Below are 17,765 nucleotides of genomic sequence, written 5' to 3'. Positions count from 1 at the left end.
ACACCGGAACCAATAAGCAAACTATTGCTTTTCTAATATTTTGAACAATATAAGAGATTTAAGAACATATAAGCTCGCTCGTCAAGATGTCTTTCGTCTTTTCTGACCACCTTAGCCACCTAAGGCTACCTGAGTTAAATGCCAACATTCTAAAATTTATTAATCCATTTTGGCTTGATCAAAAACCTTTTACCTTTTACCTCTTACCTTTTACCTTATTTATTATCTTTGCTGCATTATGGCTCAAAAGAATAACGACGAACAATTTAAAAATGTAATATCACATGCTAAAGAATACGGTTTTGTATTCCAGAGCAGCGAAATATATGATGGCTTAAGTGCTGTTTACGATTATGGCCAATTAGGTGCCGAATTAAAAAACAACATTAAAACGTACTGGTGGAAAGCTATGGTACAAATGCATGAAAATATTGTAGGGATTGATTCTGCAATTTTTATGCACCCTAAGGTTTGGAAAGCCAGCGGACACGTAGATGGTTTTAACGACCCGATGATTGATAATAAAGATTCGAAAAAACGTTACCGCGCAGATCAGTTATTAGAAAATAAAATTGATGAACTTTATGCTGAGCTAGCCAATTTCAGTGCTGATAATAAAGTTAAGTTTGAAGAGTTTCAGCAGGAAATACTGGGTTTGAGTGACGAAGGTCAGGCAAGCTGGGCACCAACTTTTAAAGATGAGGCCACCATTTTAGACAACACCAAATATCCTTTTGTTGATGAAGCTAGCTGGAGATTTGTAAAAAAAGGTTTAACGCTTGAAGTAGAGATGAATCTGGCACTTAAATCGGAAAATTTAGCACAGCTAAAAGATTTAATTGTTGATTATAAAATCATCTGCCCGATTTCCAAAACATCAAACTGGACAGATGTACGCCAGTTTAACCTGATGTTTAGCACACAGTTTGGTGCAATGGCTGAGGGTAGTGATGAGGTTTATCTTCGTCCGGAAACTGCCCAGGGTATTTTTGTTAACTTTTTAAACGTTCAGAAATCAGGAAGGATGAAAATTCCTTTTGGTATTGCGCAAATTGGTAAGGCTTTCAGAAATGAGGTAATTGCCCGTCAGTTTATTATGCGGATGCGCGAATTTGAACAGATGGAAATGCAGTTTTTCGTTCGTCCGGGTGAAGACACAAAATGGTTTGAATATTGGAAAGAAGCACGTTTAAAATGGCACAAAGCATTAGGAACGGCTCCTGAGAAATACCGTTACCACGACCATGTTAAACTGGCCCACTATGCCAATGCAGCAACAGATATCGAGTTCGAATTCCCATTTGGCTTTAAAGAGGTTGAAGGGATCCACAGTCGTACCGATTTCGATTTAAAGCAGCACCAGGAGTTTTCTGGCAAGAAAATGCAGTATTTTGATAACGATTTAAATGAAGAAGGTAAACCTTATGGCAATTACATTCCTTATGTAATCGAAACTTCGATCGGTTTAGACCGTATGTTTTTGTTAACGATGATTAATGCTTTCGAAGAGCAGGATTTAAGCACTGAAGACAAACAGGATAGCCGTACGTTATTGCGTTTACACCCTGCTTTGGCACCATATAAAGTGGCTATTTTCCCATTGACGAAAAAAGACGGTTTACCGGAAAAAGCACGTGAAATTATGGAAGAGCTGAAATTCGACTTCAATTGTATTTATGAAGAGAAAGATGCCATTGGTAAACGTTACCGCCGTCAGGATGCAGTAGGTACACCTTTCTGTATCACCATTGATCACCAGAGTTTAGAAGATAATACGGTTACGATACGCCACCGCGACAGTATGGAGCAAGAACGTGTAGCCATTGCCGATTTAGGAAATATCATAGGATCGGCTGTGAGCTGGAAAACTTTACTGGCATAAAAGTATAAATTCGTCATCCCGGGCGGAGTGCAACGAAGCCGAGAGATCTGCCTCGAGATAGCTCTCTCTCCCGAATATTCGGGACGCTTCAGTCGAGACGACCGTTTTATCAAGTCGCAGGTTTTATGCCCTGCGACTTTTTTGTATCATAAAAATGGATTTAGCCAATCATTATAATAAACTTTACAAAGATTCGATTGCCAAAATTGCTAATGGTGATTACGAAATCGATCCTTTAATTGATTCAAATACCGATCAGCGTTTCGGGATTACTTTGGTCATCAGGCCCGACGCAGCAACCAACCATCGTATTCAGCATTTTTTAAAAGAAGCGAAAGCTATTGAACCTGATCAGTATTATTATCAAAATGCAGATATCCATATTACTTTAATGTCGATTATTTCCTGTTATGATGGCTTTGATTTGAAGGATATCCATGTGGAGGATTATGTAAAACTTACCCAACAGGTTTTGACCAGGCATAAAAGTTTCAAAATTCAGTTTAAAGGATTAACGGCATCACCTTCCTGTATTTTAATCCAGGGATTTTTAACCGATACTTTAAATGAAATCAGAGATGATTTGCGTGCCACCTTTAAAAAATCTGATTTACAGCAAAGTATCGATAAACGTTATACCATTCAAACGGCACATGCTACGGTCATCCGTTTCAGATCGGAACTAAAAAATAAAGATGCGTTAATTAACCTGATCGAAAAAAACAGGGATGCTGATTTCGGCACTTTTGAAATCAAAGAAATCGAACTGGTGTATAACGACTGGTATCAGAGAGAGAGAGATGTTAAAAAGCTGCACACCTTTTCATTACAGCTAAATTAAATTCTTTATCTTAGCGCAAATTTAATTAACCATAACAAATAACGCTCGTGAAAGTACTTTTTAAATTTTCTTTATTGGCATTGGTATGCCTGCTAATTACTTCATCCTGCAGAAAAGAAATCGATTATCATCCTGAATGGGATAGCTCATCCATGAGTGGAAAAGTTGATGGTGTTTTATTGCAGTGTACAATAGCTACTGCTCAAACTTATGCAATCGGTGGAAAAACAATTGTCCAGATCTCAGGCAATAAAGGAATTACCGGCTTTAGTTTAATGATCAACGATTTTAAAGGGGTTGGCACCTATAGTTTATCGGATAACATGGCGATTTACCTTCTAAGTACATCCGGATTACAAGATGCTTACACGGGAACCTCATCAGGTACCATAAAAATAACCAGTTATTTAGCAGACCAATATATTAAAGGCACTTTTGAATTCAAAGGAGAAAACTATGTTACTTCAGCCACCAAAAGCATTACAGAAGGCCAGTTTAGCATTAGTTTGATACCAACAAAAATTCCTGAATCTAATAACAGCACAAACAATTTAAGTGCAAAGGTTGATGGCACTGTAACCGGTTTTACCGGTGAGGCATCATCTGTAATCTCTCCCTTTGGTAAATTACTAACCATAACAACATTCAATGGCGATAAACGCCTCCTCATTTCGATAATCGACTATAAAGGTGTTGGTACTTACGATATAGCAAATGATGGAACCGGGGTTTATATGAAAGACCAAGGCCAAACCGGGTCATTTTATGCTGATGCCGGTACTTTGATAATCACCAGTGAAGCCGGAAATAAATTGAAAGGAACATTTTTCTTCAGTGGTGGCAATCAGAACACCACCATAAAAACATCAGTAAATATTACGGATGGGACTTTTGATTTACCGTTTACTAAATTATAAAAGTTAATTTTTTTTAAAATATTAAAGCCGCTGATTTAATCGTCAACGGCTTTTGTTTTTTTTCGGATTTACAGCCCAGTAATCCTTCAGTCACAAAAAGCCAAATGCCTCTTACCTGATTTCGTATTCAATTACCTGAATGTTATATTTGTTTAGCGATCAAAATCATTTATATGAAAATTCCACAGAAGTTTTTTGCCCGTCGACATGAAATTGCGGCAGATTATTTAAAAGAATTAGATAAACACCTTGATGACATTGTATCTGGACGGGTGACAGAGATGTTTGAGGTAAGAGATTTTGCCGATTTAATCCATGTACATCCAACACATCTCAGCAATACAATTAAAACGGCTACCGGCCATTCGCCATGTTTCTTTTTTGAGGAGCGTTTAATGGAAATTTCTAAATCAATGTTACAGAATGTGAGCATGCCCATTGCAGAAATTGCCAGGATATTAACGTATGATCCATCCAACTTTACCAAATTCTTTAAACACTTTGCTGGCCAAACACCAAAACAGTATAGGGAAGCCTATTTCGAGTCGTTGGCTACAAAAAAGGAAATTATCACCATATAAAACTTAAACTGTCACCATTTTTACTTAAGCTATCACCATTTTTACAGGCAAATTCCATCTAATTTTGTTTAACAAATTAAAAGAAAATGGAAACACAAAATAAAATTGCCCTGGTAACTGGCGGCAGCCGCGGGTTAGGAAAAAATGCGGCACTAAAAATCGCCTCAAAAGGACTTGATGTTATCATCACCTATCAATCTAAAAGAGAAGAAGCTGAAGAAACCGTAAACGAGATTAAAAAACTTGGCGTACAGGCTGCTTTCTTACAGTTAAACGTAGCCGACTCTAAAACTTTTGATGCTTTTTTTACTGAAGTTAAAGCGGTATTAAAATCTGTTTTTAACGCAGAAAAATTCGACTTTTTAATTAACAACGCCGGTATTGGAATACATGCATCCTTTGCCGAAACCACCGAAGAACAATTCGATACCCTGGTAAACATCCATTATAAAGGTGCTTTCTTTTTAACCCAAAAAGCTTTGCCTTTATTAAACGATGGTAGCGGCATTATTAATGTTTCTACCGGTTTGGCGCGTTTTGCCACCCCTGGTTATGCAGCTTATGCATCAATGAAAGGTGCGATGGAAACGTTAACAAAATACCAGGCCAAAGAATTGGGTGCAAGAGGAATCAGATCGAACATTATTGCTCCAGGCGCTATAGAAACCGACTTTGGTGGAGGCGTGGTACGCGATAATGATCAACTTAATGCCGGTATTGCTGCTAATACTGCATTAGGCCGTGTAGGTTTACCTGATGATATTGGTGGTGTGGTGGCATTTTTATGCACCGAAGATGCGAGGTGGGTTAATGCACAACGCATTGAAGCATCAGGTGGTATGTTTTTATAAATTTCCCGCGTAGTTTTAACCACGAAGACATCAAGACACGAAGGCTTATTTCTTTGTGGTTATTTTTTTTAGAAATATAAACCACTCGCTATGTTTAACCACCCAGGCACCAATACATGAAGGCTTATTTCTTTGTGGCTTCGTGCCTTAGTGGTTATTTTTTTTAGAAATATAAACCACCCGCTATGTTTAACCACCCAGGCACCAATACATGAAGGCTTATTTCTTTGTGGCTTCGTGCCTTAGTGGTTATTTTTTTTAGCAATATAAACCACCCGCTACGTTTAACCACCCAGGCACCAAGACACGAAGGCTTATTTTTCTTTGTGACTTCGTGCCTGGGTGGTTATTTTTTATTTTAGAAAGTCAATGCAAATCGCTTAACACTAAACAAAATACCAAATCAGAAAATAAACCGCATCAAATGGCGTTATCCATCAAAGCCATCCTATGCGTAAAATACTTCTACCTATACTTTTACTTTTTGCGAATGTTGCACTTGCCCAAAAATGGACGGATGCCGAATTTCGTAGGGCCAATACCGCAGTAAATGCCTCTTATTTAACTAACGAAGAGAAAAATATTGTAATGTACATGAATCTGATTCGTATTGATGGCGAAAAATTTTATTATACCTTTTTAGAAGATTACATTAATAACTATAATGCTAAGGTTAAACAATATAGAAACTATAACGAACTGCGAATTACCCGAAACAACTCTTATTATACTTCTTTATTGAAACATTTGCGCGGAATAAAAAACCTGCAAGTGTTTTATCCTGATGATAAACTTACTGCTTTAAGCCGGAGCCATGCCCAGGATTTAAACCGGAACAACCTCGATACACACGAAAGCAGTAATGGCGATAAATTTTCGAAACGGTTGTCTAAATATTTCCCCAATAAAGCCATGAGTGAAAATATCGACTTCGGTTATTCGAATAGTCTCGATATTGTTTGCCATTTATTGTTAGATTGTGGCGTACCATCGCTTGGCCACCGTTTTAACTTACTGGATCAGAAAAACAAACTGAATACCGTTGGTGTAAGCATACAGCCCCATCCATCGTATAGCTGGTGTGCCGTGATCGATTTTGTGGCACAACCCACATCTTATAACAATGAGTAAAAACCTAAATGATCTTATTATTACAGCAATAAAAATTTAATTGTAAATTGCGCCCAAAAATAACAGAACAGTTTTAAATAATGCGTAACGCCATTTTAACCGTAATAGATTTTTTTCACCCCCCTTTTAAAAAATTTATTTCCTTACATAATTTCAGGTATCTGGCAACCGGAGGCGGCACTTTATTATTGGGGATTTTAAGTTACTATTTTGCCTACTTTTTTATTTTTAAAACCGAAGAAGTAAATTTTGGGGTTATTGTGTTGCAAAGAGAAACAGCTTCGTTACTAATAGATTATGTAGTTGCCATTCCTACCAGTTTTCTGCTTAACAAATACGTTATATTTACCCATAGCGAATTAAAAGGCCGGGTACAGCTTTTTAGGTTTTTGAACCTGCAGTTTATCAATATTCTGGCCAATTACGTGTTACTGAAGTTTCTACTAGAGCTTTTGCGCGATTACCCAACCTTATCAATGCTTTCGCGGATCCTGGTTTCAGTTTTGATGGCACTTTTCAGTTATTTATACCAGCACTACTTTACTTTCAGCGTGAAGAAAATTGGGGATAAAAAAGGAAAGAAGGATTAATATTTTTAGCCACAGATGCACTCATTAACACGAAATAACTGAGGCGGAGCAACTTCCCCATCATTTTCCGCAGATGATCATATTGTTTTTTGGAAAGCAATTACAGTGCTTATCGGTTTCTGCAGTCCCGCCTTCGCTATAAGTCCGCACCTCGTTCCTCAGTTTACGGGCTTTACGCTCCAGTCGGGTTTAGGTGGCCTCAAAATGCTTCTATTTTCGTTTTTATAATAAATTGCAAAGAAAACAAGGTTCTTCGGCACAAAACGTTGTAAATAAACGGGATGGAAGCGGCATCCCCCTCCCGGGGATATAGCGGACAGCCCGACCGGAACTTCCCGATGAAATGTTACAGCACCTTTCAAAATCATCTTACTGATATAATCACATTATTTTTTTGGAAAGCAATTACAATGCTAATCGGTTTCTGCAGTCCCGCCTTCGCTACAAGTCCGCACCTCGTTCCTCAGTTTACGGGCTTTACGCTCCAGTCCGGTTTAGGTGGCCATAGCAGTAATACCATTTATGTTTTTATGCAAATTGCAAAGAAAACAAGGTTCATCAGCACAAAACGTTGTAAATAAACGGGATGGAAGCGGCATCCCCTCCCGGGGATACAGCGGACAGCCCGACCGGAACTTCCCGATGAAATGTTACAGCACCTTTCAAAATCATCTTACTGATATAATCACATTATTTTTTTGGAAAGCAATTACAATGCTAATCGGTTTCTGCAGTCCCGCCTTCGCTATAAGTCCTCACTCGTACCTCGTTCCGGGCTTTATGCTCCAGTCGGGTTTAGGTGGCCATAGCAGTACTACCATTTATGTTTTTATGCAAATTGCAAAGAAAACAAGGTTCATCAGCACAAAACGTTGTAAATAAACGGGATGGAAGCGGCATCCCACTCCCGGGGATACAGCGGACAGCCCGACCAAAGCCTCCCGATGAAATGTTACAGCACCTTTACCAATCATTAATTTATCTTTTTACCTTCTTCAAACCTTTATTACCTTAACCTGTTAATTTATGCAGTCGCTTTCTTGTTAAGATAAAAACAACATCCTAACTTAGCTGCCGACCAACTTATTTTCATAAACAACGATGAGCCATTTTAATGATTTTAATAATGCGCAGGTAGCTAAATTGCCCAATCACTTAAAGCAGTTTATAGTTGCCCAGAATTACGAAAAATATACCCCTATCGATCAGGCCGTGTGGCGTTATGTAATGCGCCAGAATTACAGTTACCTTAAAAATGTTGCTTATTATCCATATATAAAAGGTTTACAGCGTGCGGGATTGAGCATAGAATACATTCCGGATTTGCAGACAATGAACGATAACCTGGGCAAAATTGGCTGGGGAGCCGTTACTGTTGATGGTTTTATCCCGCCGGCAGCTTTTATGGAATACCAGGCTTACCGCGTTTTGGTAATTGCTGCGGATATCCGCCAGATTAACCACATTGAATATACGCCAGCACCCGATATTATACACGAAAGTGCTGGTCATGCACCGATTATTGCGGATACCGATTACAATAATTACCTCAGCTATTTTGGCTCTATTGGGGCAAAAGCGATGTTTTCGGCAAAAGATTTTGAATTATACGAAGCCATCAGAAAACTTTCCATTTTGAAAGAGGCTGTAGATGCAGATGAATTTCAGATTGCCAGGGCTGAAAAAGAATTACGCTACATCAGCGAGAATATGGGCGAACCTTCTGAAATGGCCCTGCTTGGTCGCCTGCACTGGTGGACAGTTGAATACGGCCTGATTGGCACCCTGGAGAACCCCAAAATTTATGGTGCCGGATTACTTTCTTCAATAGGTGAAAGTGCCAGTTGCATGCAGGATGAGGTAGCCAAACTTTGGTACAATGTCGATACCATTAATTACGCTTATGATATTACGAAAACACAGCCACAACTTTTTGTAACCGAAACTTTCCAGAACCTAATTGATGTACTGGAAGAATTTGCCGATACCATGGCATTTAGAAAAGGTGGCGCAGAAAGTATTATGAAAGCCATTGCCTGTAAAAATGTAGCCACTGCGGTTTACAGTTCGGGCTTACAGGTAAGTGGCGTATTTACCGATATGGGCATTAACCCTAAAGATGAAGTCACTTTTATTAAAACCACAGGTCCATCGGCTTTGGCATTTAATGGTAAACAACTGGCAGGCCACGGAAAAGATTACCACGCTGATGGATTTTCATCGCCTGTTGGCCGCTTAAAAGATGCAGAAAAAGCATTGGAAGATTATACGCAAGCAGAATTACAATCTTTAAGCATTATTTTAAACGACAAGGCTGAACTTTTATTTGAAAGCGGAATTAAAGTTGCAGGTATCGTTAAAGATATTTTGACCAAAGAAGATAAGGTAATTTTAATTGCCTTTAACGATTGTACCGTTATGGAAAGCAATGGAAACATCTTGTTTAAACCAGAATGGGGTACTTACGACATGGCTGTGGGTGAAAAAATAGTTTCTGTTTTTAACGGAGCTGCGGATAAAGATGCCTATGAGGAGATTACCTTGATTAGTGGAGAGAAAACACATCAGATTACTTTTGATGACAAAACTTTAAAACTGCACAGTTTATATAAAACGATAAGAGAGATCAGGCAAAGTGGAGAAAACCTGGAACAACTGGCTGATATTTTTACGCAATTAAAAACTTACCACAGGCAGGATTGGCTTTGTGCATTGGAAATCCTAGAAATTATTTACCACAAAAAAATCTACCACCAATTGGAAAAAGAGATACAGGTATATCTTGAAATTAAAGCAGGTAAAGAAACAGATCATACCAAATTGATTAATGATGGCTTGCATGTAATTAAAAATCCGGTAAGTCAGCTGCTTGTGGAAGATTGATTTATCGTCCTCGTTTGTAACGGGGATGGAGGAGAATCACATTTGTAATGTGATTACTACTATTCAAAAAGCATCTTCAGGAGTTGCTAAAAAAGTTTACGCAAACATTTCGGTAAATTACAACGAAAATTAGATAGTGCATGCTACCAAAAAATTTTATGGAATGATTTTGTTTAGTTTGTTATATTCTTCGTTTACAAAATAAGATACAATAATTGGTGATAAAATCACCATTCCCGATAATCCTCGTTACAAACGAGGATTATAACTAAGAACCTTTTAACTTTGCAACAATTTAACATTTTTTAATGAACATTATAATTACAGGTGCCAGTAGCGGAATCGGTTTCGAAACTGCTTTAGAATTTAGTTTACATAAAGAAAATAAGATAGTTGCCATTGCCCGTTCGGCTGATAAACTGCGTAAACTGCTGGAAATTGCAAGAGGCATTAATCCCGATTGTACACTTTTACCCGTAGAGTTTGATATTGTAAATGACGATTACGCAGCACTGATCCCTTTTTTAAAGGAACGCGTGGGCACCATCGATATTCTGATTAACAACGCAGGTGCATTAATTAACAAACCTTTTTTAGAAACCACAGCGGCTGATTTGGGCGAAATGCTGCAGAGTAACGTGATTTCGCATTTCAGGATGATTCAAAACCTGTTACCTCTAATGCAAAGCGGAAGTCATGTTGTAAACATTGGCAGCATGGGCGGTTTTCAGGGAAGCGTTAAATTCCCTGGATTATCGGCTTACTCGGCAAGTAAAGCAGCATTACACACTTTAACCGAATGTTTGGCCTTTGAATTAGCCGAAACAGGAATCAAAATCAATTGCCTGGCATTGGGATCAGCTCAGACTGAAATGCTCGAAACGGCTTTTCCTGGCTACCAAAGTCCGGTAATGGCTTTCGAAATGGGAAAATATGTGGCTGATTTTGCAAAAACCGGACATAAGTTTTTTAACGGCAAGATTTTACCGGTAGCAGTTACTACACCATAATAGGATAATTTTTAGTAATTTACAGCTGTAATCTAAAAAACTAAAAAAATCTATGGAAACAAATTCTCCTTTTGAAACAAATTCTCAATTTAAAACCACCGACAATGGAAAAAACGCAGCTATAGTAAGCTACTTTTGGTTTATTGGATGGGTAATTGCCTATTTTGCCATGTACAAAGATAACAAGACAGAATTAAGCCGTTATCATTTAAAACAAACGCTTCTGTTCCATTTGGTATCTACGGTATTGAGTTGGGGCTTAAGCTTATTTTTAATCCCGATAATTTTTGCAACAGGTTTTGGAGGCAGCTATTATATTCTACGCGTTATCCAGGTTGTACTTTTTGTATTTTGGATTATCGGATTAATTGCCGCAATTCAAGGAGAAAAAAAACCTATCCCGTTAATCGGAGATAAAGCACAAACGATGTTCCCAAGTATTTAATGGAAGCCAAATATTTTAACTTAAGTCCGGGTAAATTAACCCGGACTTTTTTGTTTCAACTCATTTTCAACATTTTAATCGACTTTAGATATTTTTTCTATCTTTGGTTCCAACATATGAAGAAAATAATAGCTGCCATTTCGTTTCTCATTTTGTCTGCCACGGCAGGAAAAGCCCAAACCATCTTACCCGCCCAGTATCAGGAACTGGTAAAGCAATTGGTTGCCAACCTACCCAAAAAAGTAACAGGTAGTGAAAATACCAATCAAACAAATTCTACTTCACTAATTGATTTTGCGAAAAGCATGTTGGGGATCCCCTACCGTTATGCCACCAGCAACCCAAAAGTTGGCTTCGATTGCTCTGGTTTTGTCAGTTATGTATTCAGTAATTTTGGCTTTAAAGTTCCACGCTCTTCACGCGAGTTTAGCTATGCGGGTAAAGAAACCAGCTTAGAAAATGCCAAAGTAGGTGATGTATTAATTTTTACCGGTAGTAATTCGAGAGTAAGAAGAATTGGCCATGTTGGAATTGTGTATTCTATTGATGAAAACGGCATTAAATTTATCCATGCTTCTTCGGGCAAAGCGCACCAGGTAACCATTACCGATTTAGATGGGCACTACAAAGCCCGTTTCATGAAAATTGTGAGTATTCTTTAATTACTTTTGATATTTCCACATTCTGGTTTTACCTTCTGCCAGCCATTCGAGCGTGGTTTCCAGTCTTCTTAACCGCGTTGCTTCCGTTTTAGCCTCTTCAAGCCACAAAATATAGTCTTTTTTATTGGATGGGCTAAAATTCTGGAAAACAGCTAAAGCCGCAGGATGTTCGCTTAAAGCTTCCATAAAATATCCCGGAATAATAAGTTCTTTCTTTTCGGTAGATTTTGGCTTTAGCGGCAACTTTACATTATCCTCGTTTAATTGAATGGCCTGCTGAATGTAGGCAATCAGGATTTCATCGGAAGGCAGATCGTTAAAGGATGTAATTTTGCCCAATAAACCCATGGCTTGCGAACGCTCTTTAAAAATACCGTATTCATCATTCATTAACGATCCTTTCCAAAAACCAAATGCACAATGGTTTTTAAAGGAAGCCATGTGACAAACCGTGCCTTTATAATCGAAAAAGGGCATGCCCCATTTAATTTTTTCTTCAATACGGGCATCCGCCTTATGCACCAGATTTCTTAAATGATCCAAAATCGGAATGGCAAATTCTGCCGAATTGATAATGTATTGGTCTACCTGGACAATTGTATGCATAACCGAAAAATCACCAAATTATGTTTTCTGCACTCTTTAATTTAACAAGATCAATCTTTACCTCTTTATTTAAAATATTAATTACTTTTTTAAAGACCCCCATCCTAAAATTGACCTTATACTCATTTTGCCTATTCCGATCACTTTCTGACAACATTATCAGATCATAACATCTTCTTAAAAAGCCAAAATAGCCTAATCTTCTATCATCAAATGGATCATAAAACCCCCTAGCATAGTCAAAACTTCTAACAGTAATTAGATTTACACTAAAATTTTCATTCCAGGGAAAAAAATAATATACTTTCATTTCGAAAAAGTTGTTTATTACAACCCTAGCAGCATACCGTGAGAAAAATATATAAAATATAATAAGGAAAATTGGCAAATAGATTATTAATGCAAAAAAATTAGCACCATAAAAAAATGTAAGCAAAGCGATTACAATAGGCAGAATAATAAGCAAATAAACACTAATAGGATAATTAGATTTATAAATTATATGTTGTATGGACGGCTCTTTTGACATAATTTAGAAATTTCATCTGTTGTAGACTGAATTATTTTATCAGAATCGATTATAGAAGGAGATCCTGCACTTAAGATATCATAATAAATAAAAGCTGTTCCTAAAAAATCTAAAACTATGCCTGATTTTTTCATAACATTTCCTGAAAATTTAGCAAATTTTGATATTGCTGTTCCTTTACGGATATAGCTTACGGTTCTTACTAATTTATCAGGTCTGTTGTTTAATCTGTTGAGGTATTTTGCCCATTCCATTTTTACACCGATCTCTGCACCAACGGAAAAACCAATAGAGCCAAAACTCTTTAAAATAAAAGGTTTAAATTCGTCAACTGTATAGTTTATACCAGATTTAACCATTCTTAGTAATATCCCTGGTTCATTTTTTTTAGGATTTATCAGATAAGTTACAACTTCTGCTCCTCTTCGCTCAGTGTGTATATATTTACTTATTACAGAAAAAATCAGCCTTACTTCTCCATCAGGCCTTCTTTCAGGTGACCATGATGCAATTTCATTTGTACTGGGAATTTGTCGGCATATTTTTTTGTATATAATAGAAATATACTTTTCATTCAACGAAAAATTATCCATATAACCACAGGTTTATTACTAATATAGCAAATAGTTATCTATTAGTAAATTTAAAGCAAAACGATCTTTAAAGCAAGTTCTACCGCTCCGCTATTCAGGAATTTCTTAGCCAGCTCATGCAGTTCCCTTTCGCGGTTGGTGCTGTCGCCAATGGTGGCATCGAGTACTTCTTTAACTTCGGGATTCGTGCTGATCAGATCAATTTCTTCATCAGTAGGTATGTGTTCAACATTACCGAGCATGCCCAAATCGTTTCCGGTTAATACTTTCGAAAGGCGGACTGATTGTGGTAAACGGTCTACTCCAATACCCAGTTTGGCCAAAGGTTTTGCCACTTTAAACAAATTATCGTTGGTAACCCTGCAATACCAATCGCCACCCAAACGTGCAACCAGATCGATTTTATGCTGATCAATCCTGCCATTTTCATCTAAAATATCCTCGTTGATATGGATTACTTTTATTTCGGCCAGAATCAGGTTGCCTGCGCCATGGTTATCACCTAATGAAATCACCTCATTTACTACACATTCGAATTGTACAGGAGCTTCTGCCACTCGTGGTGGTTTAACCAAATCCGATTTCAGCATGGTAAAACCTGCTTTTTCGAACTCGTTTACGCCTTTTGCATATTCAGTACTGGCCAGGCTCATTTGCTGCACCATATCGTAATTTACGATATTGATAACGCACTCTTTAACCTGATGAACATTCTCTAAAGTATGTTTGGTGGTATTATCGCGAACCCTCCGCGAAGGGGAAAAAACACAAATCGGCGGATTGGTACTGAACATATTAAAGAAACTGAAAGGACTTAAATTGATATTCCCTTCGGCATCAATGGTGGATGCAAAACAGATCGGCCGGGGAGCAATGGCATATTGCAGGTAGTTTTGAAGTTCTACGGCAGTTAAATCGGAGGTATTTAAGGTAAGCACGAGTAGTTAGTTTACTGTTTGGAAGGATTAAATGGAGGTTAAAACTCTAAAAAGATCGTCATCCCGACTGAAGCGCAGCGTAATGGAGAGATCTATAATAGATTTCTCGACTTCGTTGCACTCCGCTCGAAATAACGAATTTTCTAGAAGATTTAATCAAAAAAAATTAAAGAATTCAATTACTTCTTTAAGGCCAAAATCGAAAAATCTGTATCTGCTTTTGTAATTGTATTTGTTAAAGCACCCAAACCGGTTATTTCCATTTCAACTACATCTCCTGGTTGCAACCACTGTACTTTATAATTAGGATCGTTAAGCAAACCGGTACCATTTAATTCTAAGAAACAACCCGTACCAACGGTGCCAGAACCGATTACATCACCCGGAAGAATATCAACACCGTAAGCACAACGTTCGATAATTTCGGCAAAAGTCCAGTCCATGTCAGCAGCGTTTCCTTTAGAAACTTCGATACCGTTAACGCGACAGGTCATTTTCAGGTCGTAGGCGTTGCCCACATGTCCTTCTTTAGGGGCTACTTTGTACTGGATCAATTCATCCGGTGTAACCAACCACGGACCGATTACGGTAGAAAAATCTTTTCCTTTGGCAGGGCCTAAATTCAACAGCATTTCTTCCATCTGCAGGGTGCGGGCACTCATATCGTTCATTACCATATAACCGGCAATGTATTCATCAGCCTCTGCAGCTTTTATATTTCTTCCTTTTTTACCAATAACAACCGCCAATTCCAATTCAAAATCAAGTTTATCAAAATGATCTGGCATACACTCAATTTCGCCAGTACCCTGGATGGCATTGTGATTAGTGAAATAAAAGATTGGATATTCATCAAACTGAGGAATCATATCAACCTTTCTGTTCCTCCGTGCTGCTGCAACATGCTGTCTGAAAGCGTATCCATCTCGACAACTGGTTGGGTGCGGAACAGGGGCTAAAATTTCGTAAAAAATTTCCTCTTTGGCTTCCAGGCTTGCTTCTTTAATCTGGTCATCAATGCGTTTTGCTCTTTCCATCAATACCTCTCCCCCTTGCAAAAACTCATTCATATTATCAGGAATAAGCTTATCGCAGCTATTTAAGTTATAGATATGCCCATTTACAAACACACCAAGATGCTCTCTGTCTTCGGTTTTATAGGATACTAATTTCATATGTCATTTGGTTAAATACGCGGTAAAGCTAAGCAATTAGGTTATTCAAAATAAAACTTATCAGGTATTATTTTAGTACAGTGTATTGTTGAAGGGTTGGTTTTATTACCGGGAAATCTTTTGCCTGAAGTCCTTTGTAACGTTTTTTATTGGAAAGTAAACCTCCGATCAACAATCCGCCCGATACGCCTGCAGGTACACCGGCGGCAATAAGCACAATAGATTCTGCCAGCTTATCACTTTTGGCTGCCAGTACAAAAAAGGTTAATCCGCCGGCAATGGCCAGTGGCGCTACAATCCCTTTCCGGTGAATATACAGTGCACTGATGCTATCGGCACTAAGCTTTAAAGTATCTCTTCGGTTTCTGATGATGGTTAAGCCATTATCAGCGGCCTCATAAAAAGTACCCCTTACCGCGTGTCCTTTCCGATCGACAACCCTGATGTTATATTTACCCCTTTGCTGTGCAAAACCAGTATAACTTAACGTAAAAAAAATTAAGAATGTAAAAATAAATTTCATTGAGATAGTGCTATAAGTAAGTAATTAAAGGTAATTAAAATTTCAATTTTTAAATAAAATACTTACCTTGGCTGCATTAAAACCATGATCTTAAAAGCATTACATATTAATCTAGTAAACGATGCCATTGCTGCCCGTCGTTATAAGATGCTTTCCAAGCTGATCATGGCGCAATATTCTCTGTAATTTATCTACTCTTTCTTATTAATTGAAACGCATTCGCGTTTGGATTGTTTATTCATTAAGATTTTTTCTTTCTAACCATAACATATTTAATTATGCCTATTTATCACAAATTAGGGCAAATTCCAGCTAAACGCCACACGGTTTTCCGTAAACCTGATGGAAATCTTTATGCCGAAGAATTGGTATCAACCGAAGGTTTTTCCAGTTTATATTCGCTGGTTTATCATTGCCATCCGCCAACTATAGTTAAACATTTAGGTGAACCCTACAGCGTAGAACCAAAAATTGCCCGCGAAAAACACCTAAAACATACCAGTTTAATAGGTTTTAAAATTAAACCCGAAGATGATTTTTTAAAAAGCCGTAAACCGGTTCTGGTAAACAGCGATCTGCATATCGTGCTGGCTGCACCAAGAAAATCGATGACGGATTATTTCTACAAAAACAGCCAGGCTGATGAAATGATTTTTGTGCACGAAGGATCGGGAAAATTAAAAACAGGTTTTGGAGAAATTAAATTTGCTTATGGCGATTATCTGATTATCCCGAGGGGAACCATTTACCAGATGGAATTTGATAATGAGCAGAACAGGTTATTCATTGTAGAAAGTTTTAGTCCGCTAAGACCACCAAAAAGATATTTAAACCAGTTTGGCCAGTTAATGGAACATTCGCCTTACTGTGAGCGCGATTTAAGGTTACCCGAAAACCTGCAAACACATGATGAATATGGCGATTTTAAGGTCCTGATTAAAAAGCAGGGTTTAATTTATCCTTATACTTATGGTACCCATCCTTTTGATTATGTGGGCTGGGATGGTTATCACTACCCTTATGCTTTCTCGATCCACGATTTCGAGCCTATAACCGGCCGACTGCACCAGCCACCTCCGGTACACCAAACTTTTGAAGGGCACAATTTTGTGGTCTGCTCTTTCGTACCGCGTAAATACGATTACCATCCAGATTCGATTCCGGCACCTTATAATCACAGCAATGTAGATAGTGATGAAGTGCTTTATTATGTTGATGGCGATTTTATGAGCCGCAAAAGTGTAGTTAAAGGACAGATTACCTTACATCCAGGTGGTATTCCACATGGGCCACACCCTGGGACAGTAGAAAAATCAATCGGAAAAGAAAAAACAGATGAACTGGCCGTAATGATTGACCCTTTTAAACCTTTAATGCTTACACAAGATGCATTGGATATAGAGGACGAGAATTACCATAAGAGCTGGCAGGAGGGGTAGTTTTGAGTTGGGAGTTTGGAGTTGGAAGACCGGGGTCCAAAGATAAAGAGCAGATGAAATGGGTATTGGGGAATCATTCAACATTAAAACTTTCTAACGTCCGGCTTTTGAACCTTCAAACCTGACAACATTAAAACTTTCCAACCTCTCAACATTACAACAAATTAAA

Annotated in this window: 19 protein-coding genes; 14 read left to right on the top strand and 5 right to left on the bottom strand. The window is 38.0% G+C overall.

The genetic code is table 11. The features are described 5' to 3' along the window. Positions 1–238 precede the first annotated feature (238 nt). From R2R28_RS20970 to R2R28_RS20915, 12 genes are all read left to right on the top strand, one after another. Positions 239–1,882, top strand: a complete 1,644-nt coding sequence (locus R2R28_RS20970; protein WP_316827615.1) for a glycine--tRNA ligase — start codon at positions 239–241, stop codon at positions 1,880–1,882. A gap of 154 nt (positions 1,883–2,036) precedes the next feature. Beyond that, positions 2,037–2,723 carry a 2'-5' RNA ligase family protein gene (locus R2R28_RS20965; RefSeq protein WP_316827614.1) on the top strand — a complete coding sequence of 229 codons (687 nt, stop codon included), beginning with the start codon at positions 2,037–2,039 and terminating at the stop codon, positions 2,721–2,723. A 47-nt stretch (positions 2,724–2,770) separates the two neighbouring features. Next, on the top strand, positions 2,771–3,640 hold the full coding sequence (locus R2R28_RS20960; protein WP_316827613.1) for a DUF6252 family protein: 870 nt from the start codon (positions 2,771–2,773) through the stop codon (positions 3,638–3,640). Between the two features lie 173 nt (positions 3,641–3,813). Further along, entirely contained in the window at positions 3,814–4,221 is a 408-nt protein-coding gene (locus R2R28_RS20955; protein WP_316827612.1) for an AraC family transcriptional regulator, read from the top strand. A gap of 86 nt (positions 4,222–4,307) precedes the next feature. Further along, complete coding sequence (locus R2R28_RS20950) at positions 4,308–5,072, top strand: SDR family NAD(P)-dependent oxidoreductase (RefSeq protein WP_316827611.1); 765 nt, start codon at positions 4,308–4,310, stop codon at positions 5,070–5,072. 450 nt (positions 5,073–5,522) lie between these two features. Beyond that, the gene (locus R2R28_RS20945) at positions 5,523–6,203 is read left to right on the top strand and encodes a CAP domain-containing protein (RefSeq protein ID WP_316827610.1); all 681 of its coding nucleotides are present in this window, start codon (positions 5,523–5,525) and stop codon (positions 6,201–6,203) included. A gap of 80 nt (positions 6,204–6,283) precedes the next feature. Beyond that, complete coding sequence (locus tag R2R28_RS20940) at positions 6,284–6,793, top strand: GtrA family protein (protein WP_316827609.1); 510 nt, start codon at positions 6,284–6,286, stop codon at positions 6,791–6,793. Positions 6,794–7,074: 281 nt separating this feature from the next. Continuing rightward, positions 7,075–7,374, top strand: coding sequence for a hypothetical protein (locus tag R2R28_RS20935; RefSeq protein ID WP_316827608.1), 300 nt, complete (start codon positions 7,075–7,077; stop codon positions 7,372–7,374). Between the two features lie 520 nt (positions 7,375–7,894). After that, positions 7,895–9,676 (top strand): aromatic amino acid hydroxylase, encoded by a 1,782-nt coding sequence (locus R2R28_RS20930; protein WP_316827607.1) that lies wholly within the window; start codon positions 7,895–7,897, stop codon positions 9,674–9,676. Between the two features lie 308 nt (positions 9,677–9,984). After that, entirely contained in the window at positions 9,985–10,686 is a 702-nt protein-coding gene (locus R2R28_RS20925) for an SDR family oxidoreductase (protein WP_316827606.1), read from the top strand. A 52-nt stretch (positions 10,687–10,738) separates the two neighbouring features. After that, complete coding sequence (locus tag R2R28_RS20920; protein ID WP_316827605.1) at positions 10,739–11,131, top strand: hypothetical protein; 393 nt, start codon at positions 10,739–10,741, stop codon at positions 11,129–11,131. A 116-nt stretch (positions 11,132–11,247) separates the two neighbouring features. Continuing rightward, positions 11,248–11,793 (top strand): C40 family peptidase, encoded by a 546-nt coding sequence (locus R2R28_RS20915; RefSeq protein WP_316827604.1) that lies wholly within the window; start codon positions 11,248–11,250, stop codon positions 11,791–11,793. Here R2R28_RS20915 and R2R28_RS20910 read toward each other — a convergent pair whose 3' ends face one another. From R2R28_RS20910 to R2R28_RS20890, 5 genes are all read right to left on the bottom strand, one after another. Further along, the gene (locus tag R2R28_RS20910; protein ID WP_316827603.1) at positions 11,794–12,399 is read right to left on the bottom strand and encodes a YdeI/OmpD-associated family protein; all 606 of its coding nucleotides are present in this window, start codon (positions 12,397–12,399) and stop codon (positions 11,794–11,796) included. Positions 12,400–12,409: 10 nt separating this feature from the next. Next, a complete protein-coding gene (locus tag R2R28_RS20905) occupies positions 12,410–12,709 on the bottom strand; it encodes a hypothetical protein (protein ID WP_316827602.1) in 300 nt (99 codons plus the stop codon). 188 nt (positions 12,710–12,897) lie between these two features. Then, positions 12,898–13,521 carry a hypothetical protein gene (locus R2R28_RS20900; RefSeq protein WP_316827601.1) on the bottom strand — a complete coding sequence of 208 codons (624 nt, stop codon included), beginning with the start codon at positions 13,519–13,521 and terminating at the stop codon, positions 12,898–12,900. Between the two features lie 50 nt (positions 13,522–13,571). Further along, positions 13,572–14,459, bottom strand: a complete 888-nt coding sequence (locus tag R2R28_RS20895) for a flavin reductase family protein (protein WP_316827600.1) — start codon at positions 14,457–14,459, stop codon at positions 13,572–13,574. A gap of 179 nt (positions 14,460–14,638) precedes the next feature. Then, positions 14,639–15,634 carry a fumarylacetoacetate hydrolase family protein gene (locus R2R28_RS20890; RefSeq protein ID WP_316827599.1) on the bottom strand — a complete coding sequence of 332 codons (996 nt, stop codon included), beginning with the start codon at positions 15,632–15,634 and terminating at the stop codon, positions 14,639–14,641. Between the two features lie 149 nt (positions 15,635–15,783). Between R2R28_RS20890 and R2R28_RS29220 the strand changes: the two genes are divergently transcribed. Together R2R28_RS29220 and R2R28_RS20880 are read left to right on the top strand one after the other, a co-directional pair. Further along, the gene (locus tag R2R28_RS29220) at positions 15,784–15,945 is read left to right on the top strand and encodes an NPQTN class sortase B protein-sorting domain-containing protein (RefSeq protein ID WP_410479190.1); all 162 of its coding nucleotides are present in this window, start codon (positions 15,784–15,786) and stop codon (positions 15,943–15,945) included. A gap of 490 nt (positions 15,946–16,435) precedes the next feature. Further along, positions 16,436–17,596, top strand: coding sequence for a homogentisate 1,2-dioxygenase (locus R2R28_RS20880; RefSeq protein WP_316827597.1), 1,161 nt, complete (start codon positions 16,436–16,438; stop codon positions 17,594–17,596). The last annotated feature ends 169 nt before the right edge of the window (positions 17,597–17,765 follow it).

Origin of the sequence: Pedobacter miscanthi, from assembly GCF_032678605.1 — a bacterium.
GTDB classification, from domain to species: domain Bacteria; phylum Bacteroidota; class Bacteroidia; order Sphingobacteriales; family Sphingobacteriaceae; genus Pedobacter; species Pedobacter miscanthi_A.
Note: the sequence above shows the minus strand (reverse complement) of the source record. Positions and strands in the feature narration are given on the sequence as shown.

What these genes read in the sequence shown, in the direction of transcription:
- R2R28_RS20925 (WP_316827606.1), top strand. Translation starts at nt 9,985, where the DNA reads ATGAACATTATAATTACAGGTGCCAGTAGCGGAATCGGTTTCGAAACT.
- R2R28_RS20970 (WP_316827615.1), top strand. Translation starts at nt 239, where the DNA reads ATGGCTCAAAAGAATAACGACGAACAATTTAAAAATGTAATATCACAT.
- R2R28_RS20935 (WP_316827608.1), top strand. Translation starts at nt 7,075, where the DNA reads ATGGAAGCGGCATCCCCCTCCCGGGGATATAGCGGACAGCCCGACCGG.
- R2R28_RS20915 (WP_316827604.1), top strand. Translation starts at nt 11,248, where the DNA reads ATGAAGAAAATAATAGCTGCCATTTCGTTTCTCATTTTGTCTGCCACG.
- R2R28_RS20905 (WP_316827602.1), bottom strand. Translation starts at nt 12,709, where the DNA reads ATGAAAGTATATTATTTTTTTCCCTGGAATGAAAATTTTAGTGTAAAT.
- R2R28_RS20940 (WP_316827609.1), top strand. Translation starts at nt 6,284, where the DNA reads ATGCGTAACGCCATTTTAACCGTAATAGATTTTTTTCACCCCCCTTTT.
- R2R28_RS20965 (WP_316827614.1), top strand. Translation starts at nt 2,037, where the DNA reads ATGGATTTAGCCAATCATTATAATAAACTTTACAAAGATTCGATTGCC.
- R2R28_RS20900 (WP_316827601.1), bottom strand. Translation starts at nt 13,521, where the DNA reads ATGGATAATTTTTCGTTGAATGAAAAGTATATTTCTATTATATACAAA.
- R2R28_RS20955 (WP_316827612.1), top strand. Translation starts at nt 3,814, where the DNA reads ATGAAAATTCCACAGAAGTTTTTTGCCCGTCGACATGAAATTGCGGCA.
- R2R28_RS20880 (WP_316827597.1), top strand. Translation starts at nt 16,436, where the DNA reads ATGCCTATTTATCACAAATTAGGGCAAATTCCAGCTAAACGCCACACG.
- R2R28_RS20950 (WP_316827611.1), top strand. Translation starts at nt 4,308, where the DNA reads ATGGAAACACAAAATAAAATTGCCCTGGTAACTGGCGGCAGCCGCGGG.
- R2R28_RS20910 (WP_316827603.1), bottom strand. Translation starts at nt 12,399, where the DNA reads ATGCATACAATTGTCCAGGTAGACCAATACATTATCAATTCGGCAGAA.
- R2R28_RS20890 (WP_316827599.1), bottom strand. Translation starts at nt 15,634, where the DNA reads ATGAAATTAGTATCCTATAAAACCGAAGACAGAGAGCATCTTGGTGTG.
- R2R28_RS20945 (WP_316827610.1), top strand. Translation starts at nt 5,523, where the DNA reads ATGCGTAAAATACTTCTACCTATACTTTTACTTTTTGCGAATGTTGCA.
- R2R28_RS20920 (WP_316827605.1), top strand. Translation starts at nt 10,739, where the DNA reads ATGGAAACAAATTCTCCTTTTGAAACAAATTCTCAATTTAAAACCACC.
- R2R28_RS20930 (WP_316827607.1), top strand. Translation starts at nt 7,895, where the DNA reads ATGAGCCATTTTAATGATTTTAATAATGCGCAGGTAGCTAAATTGCCC.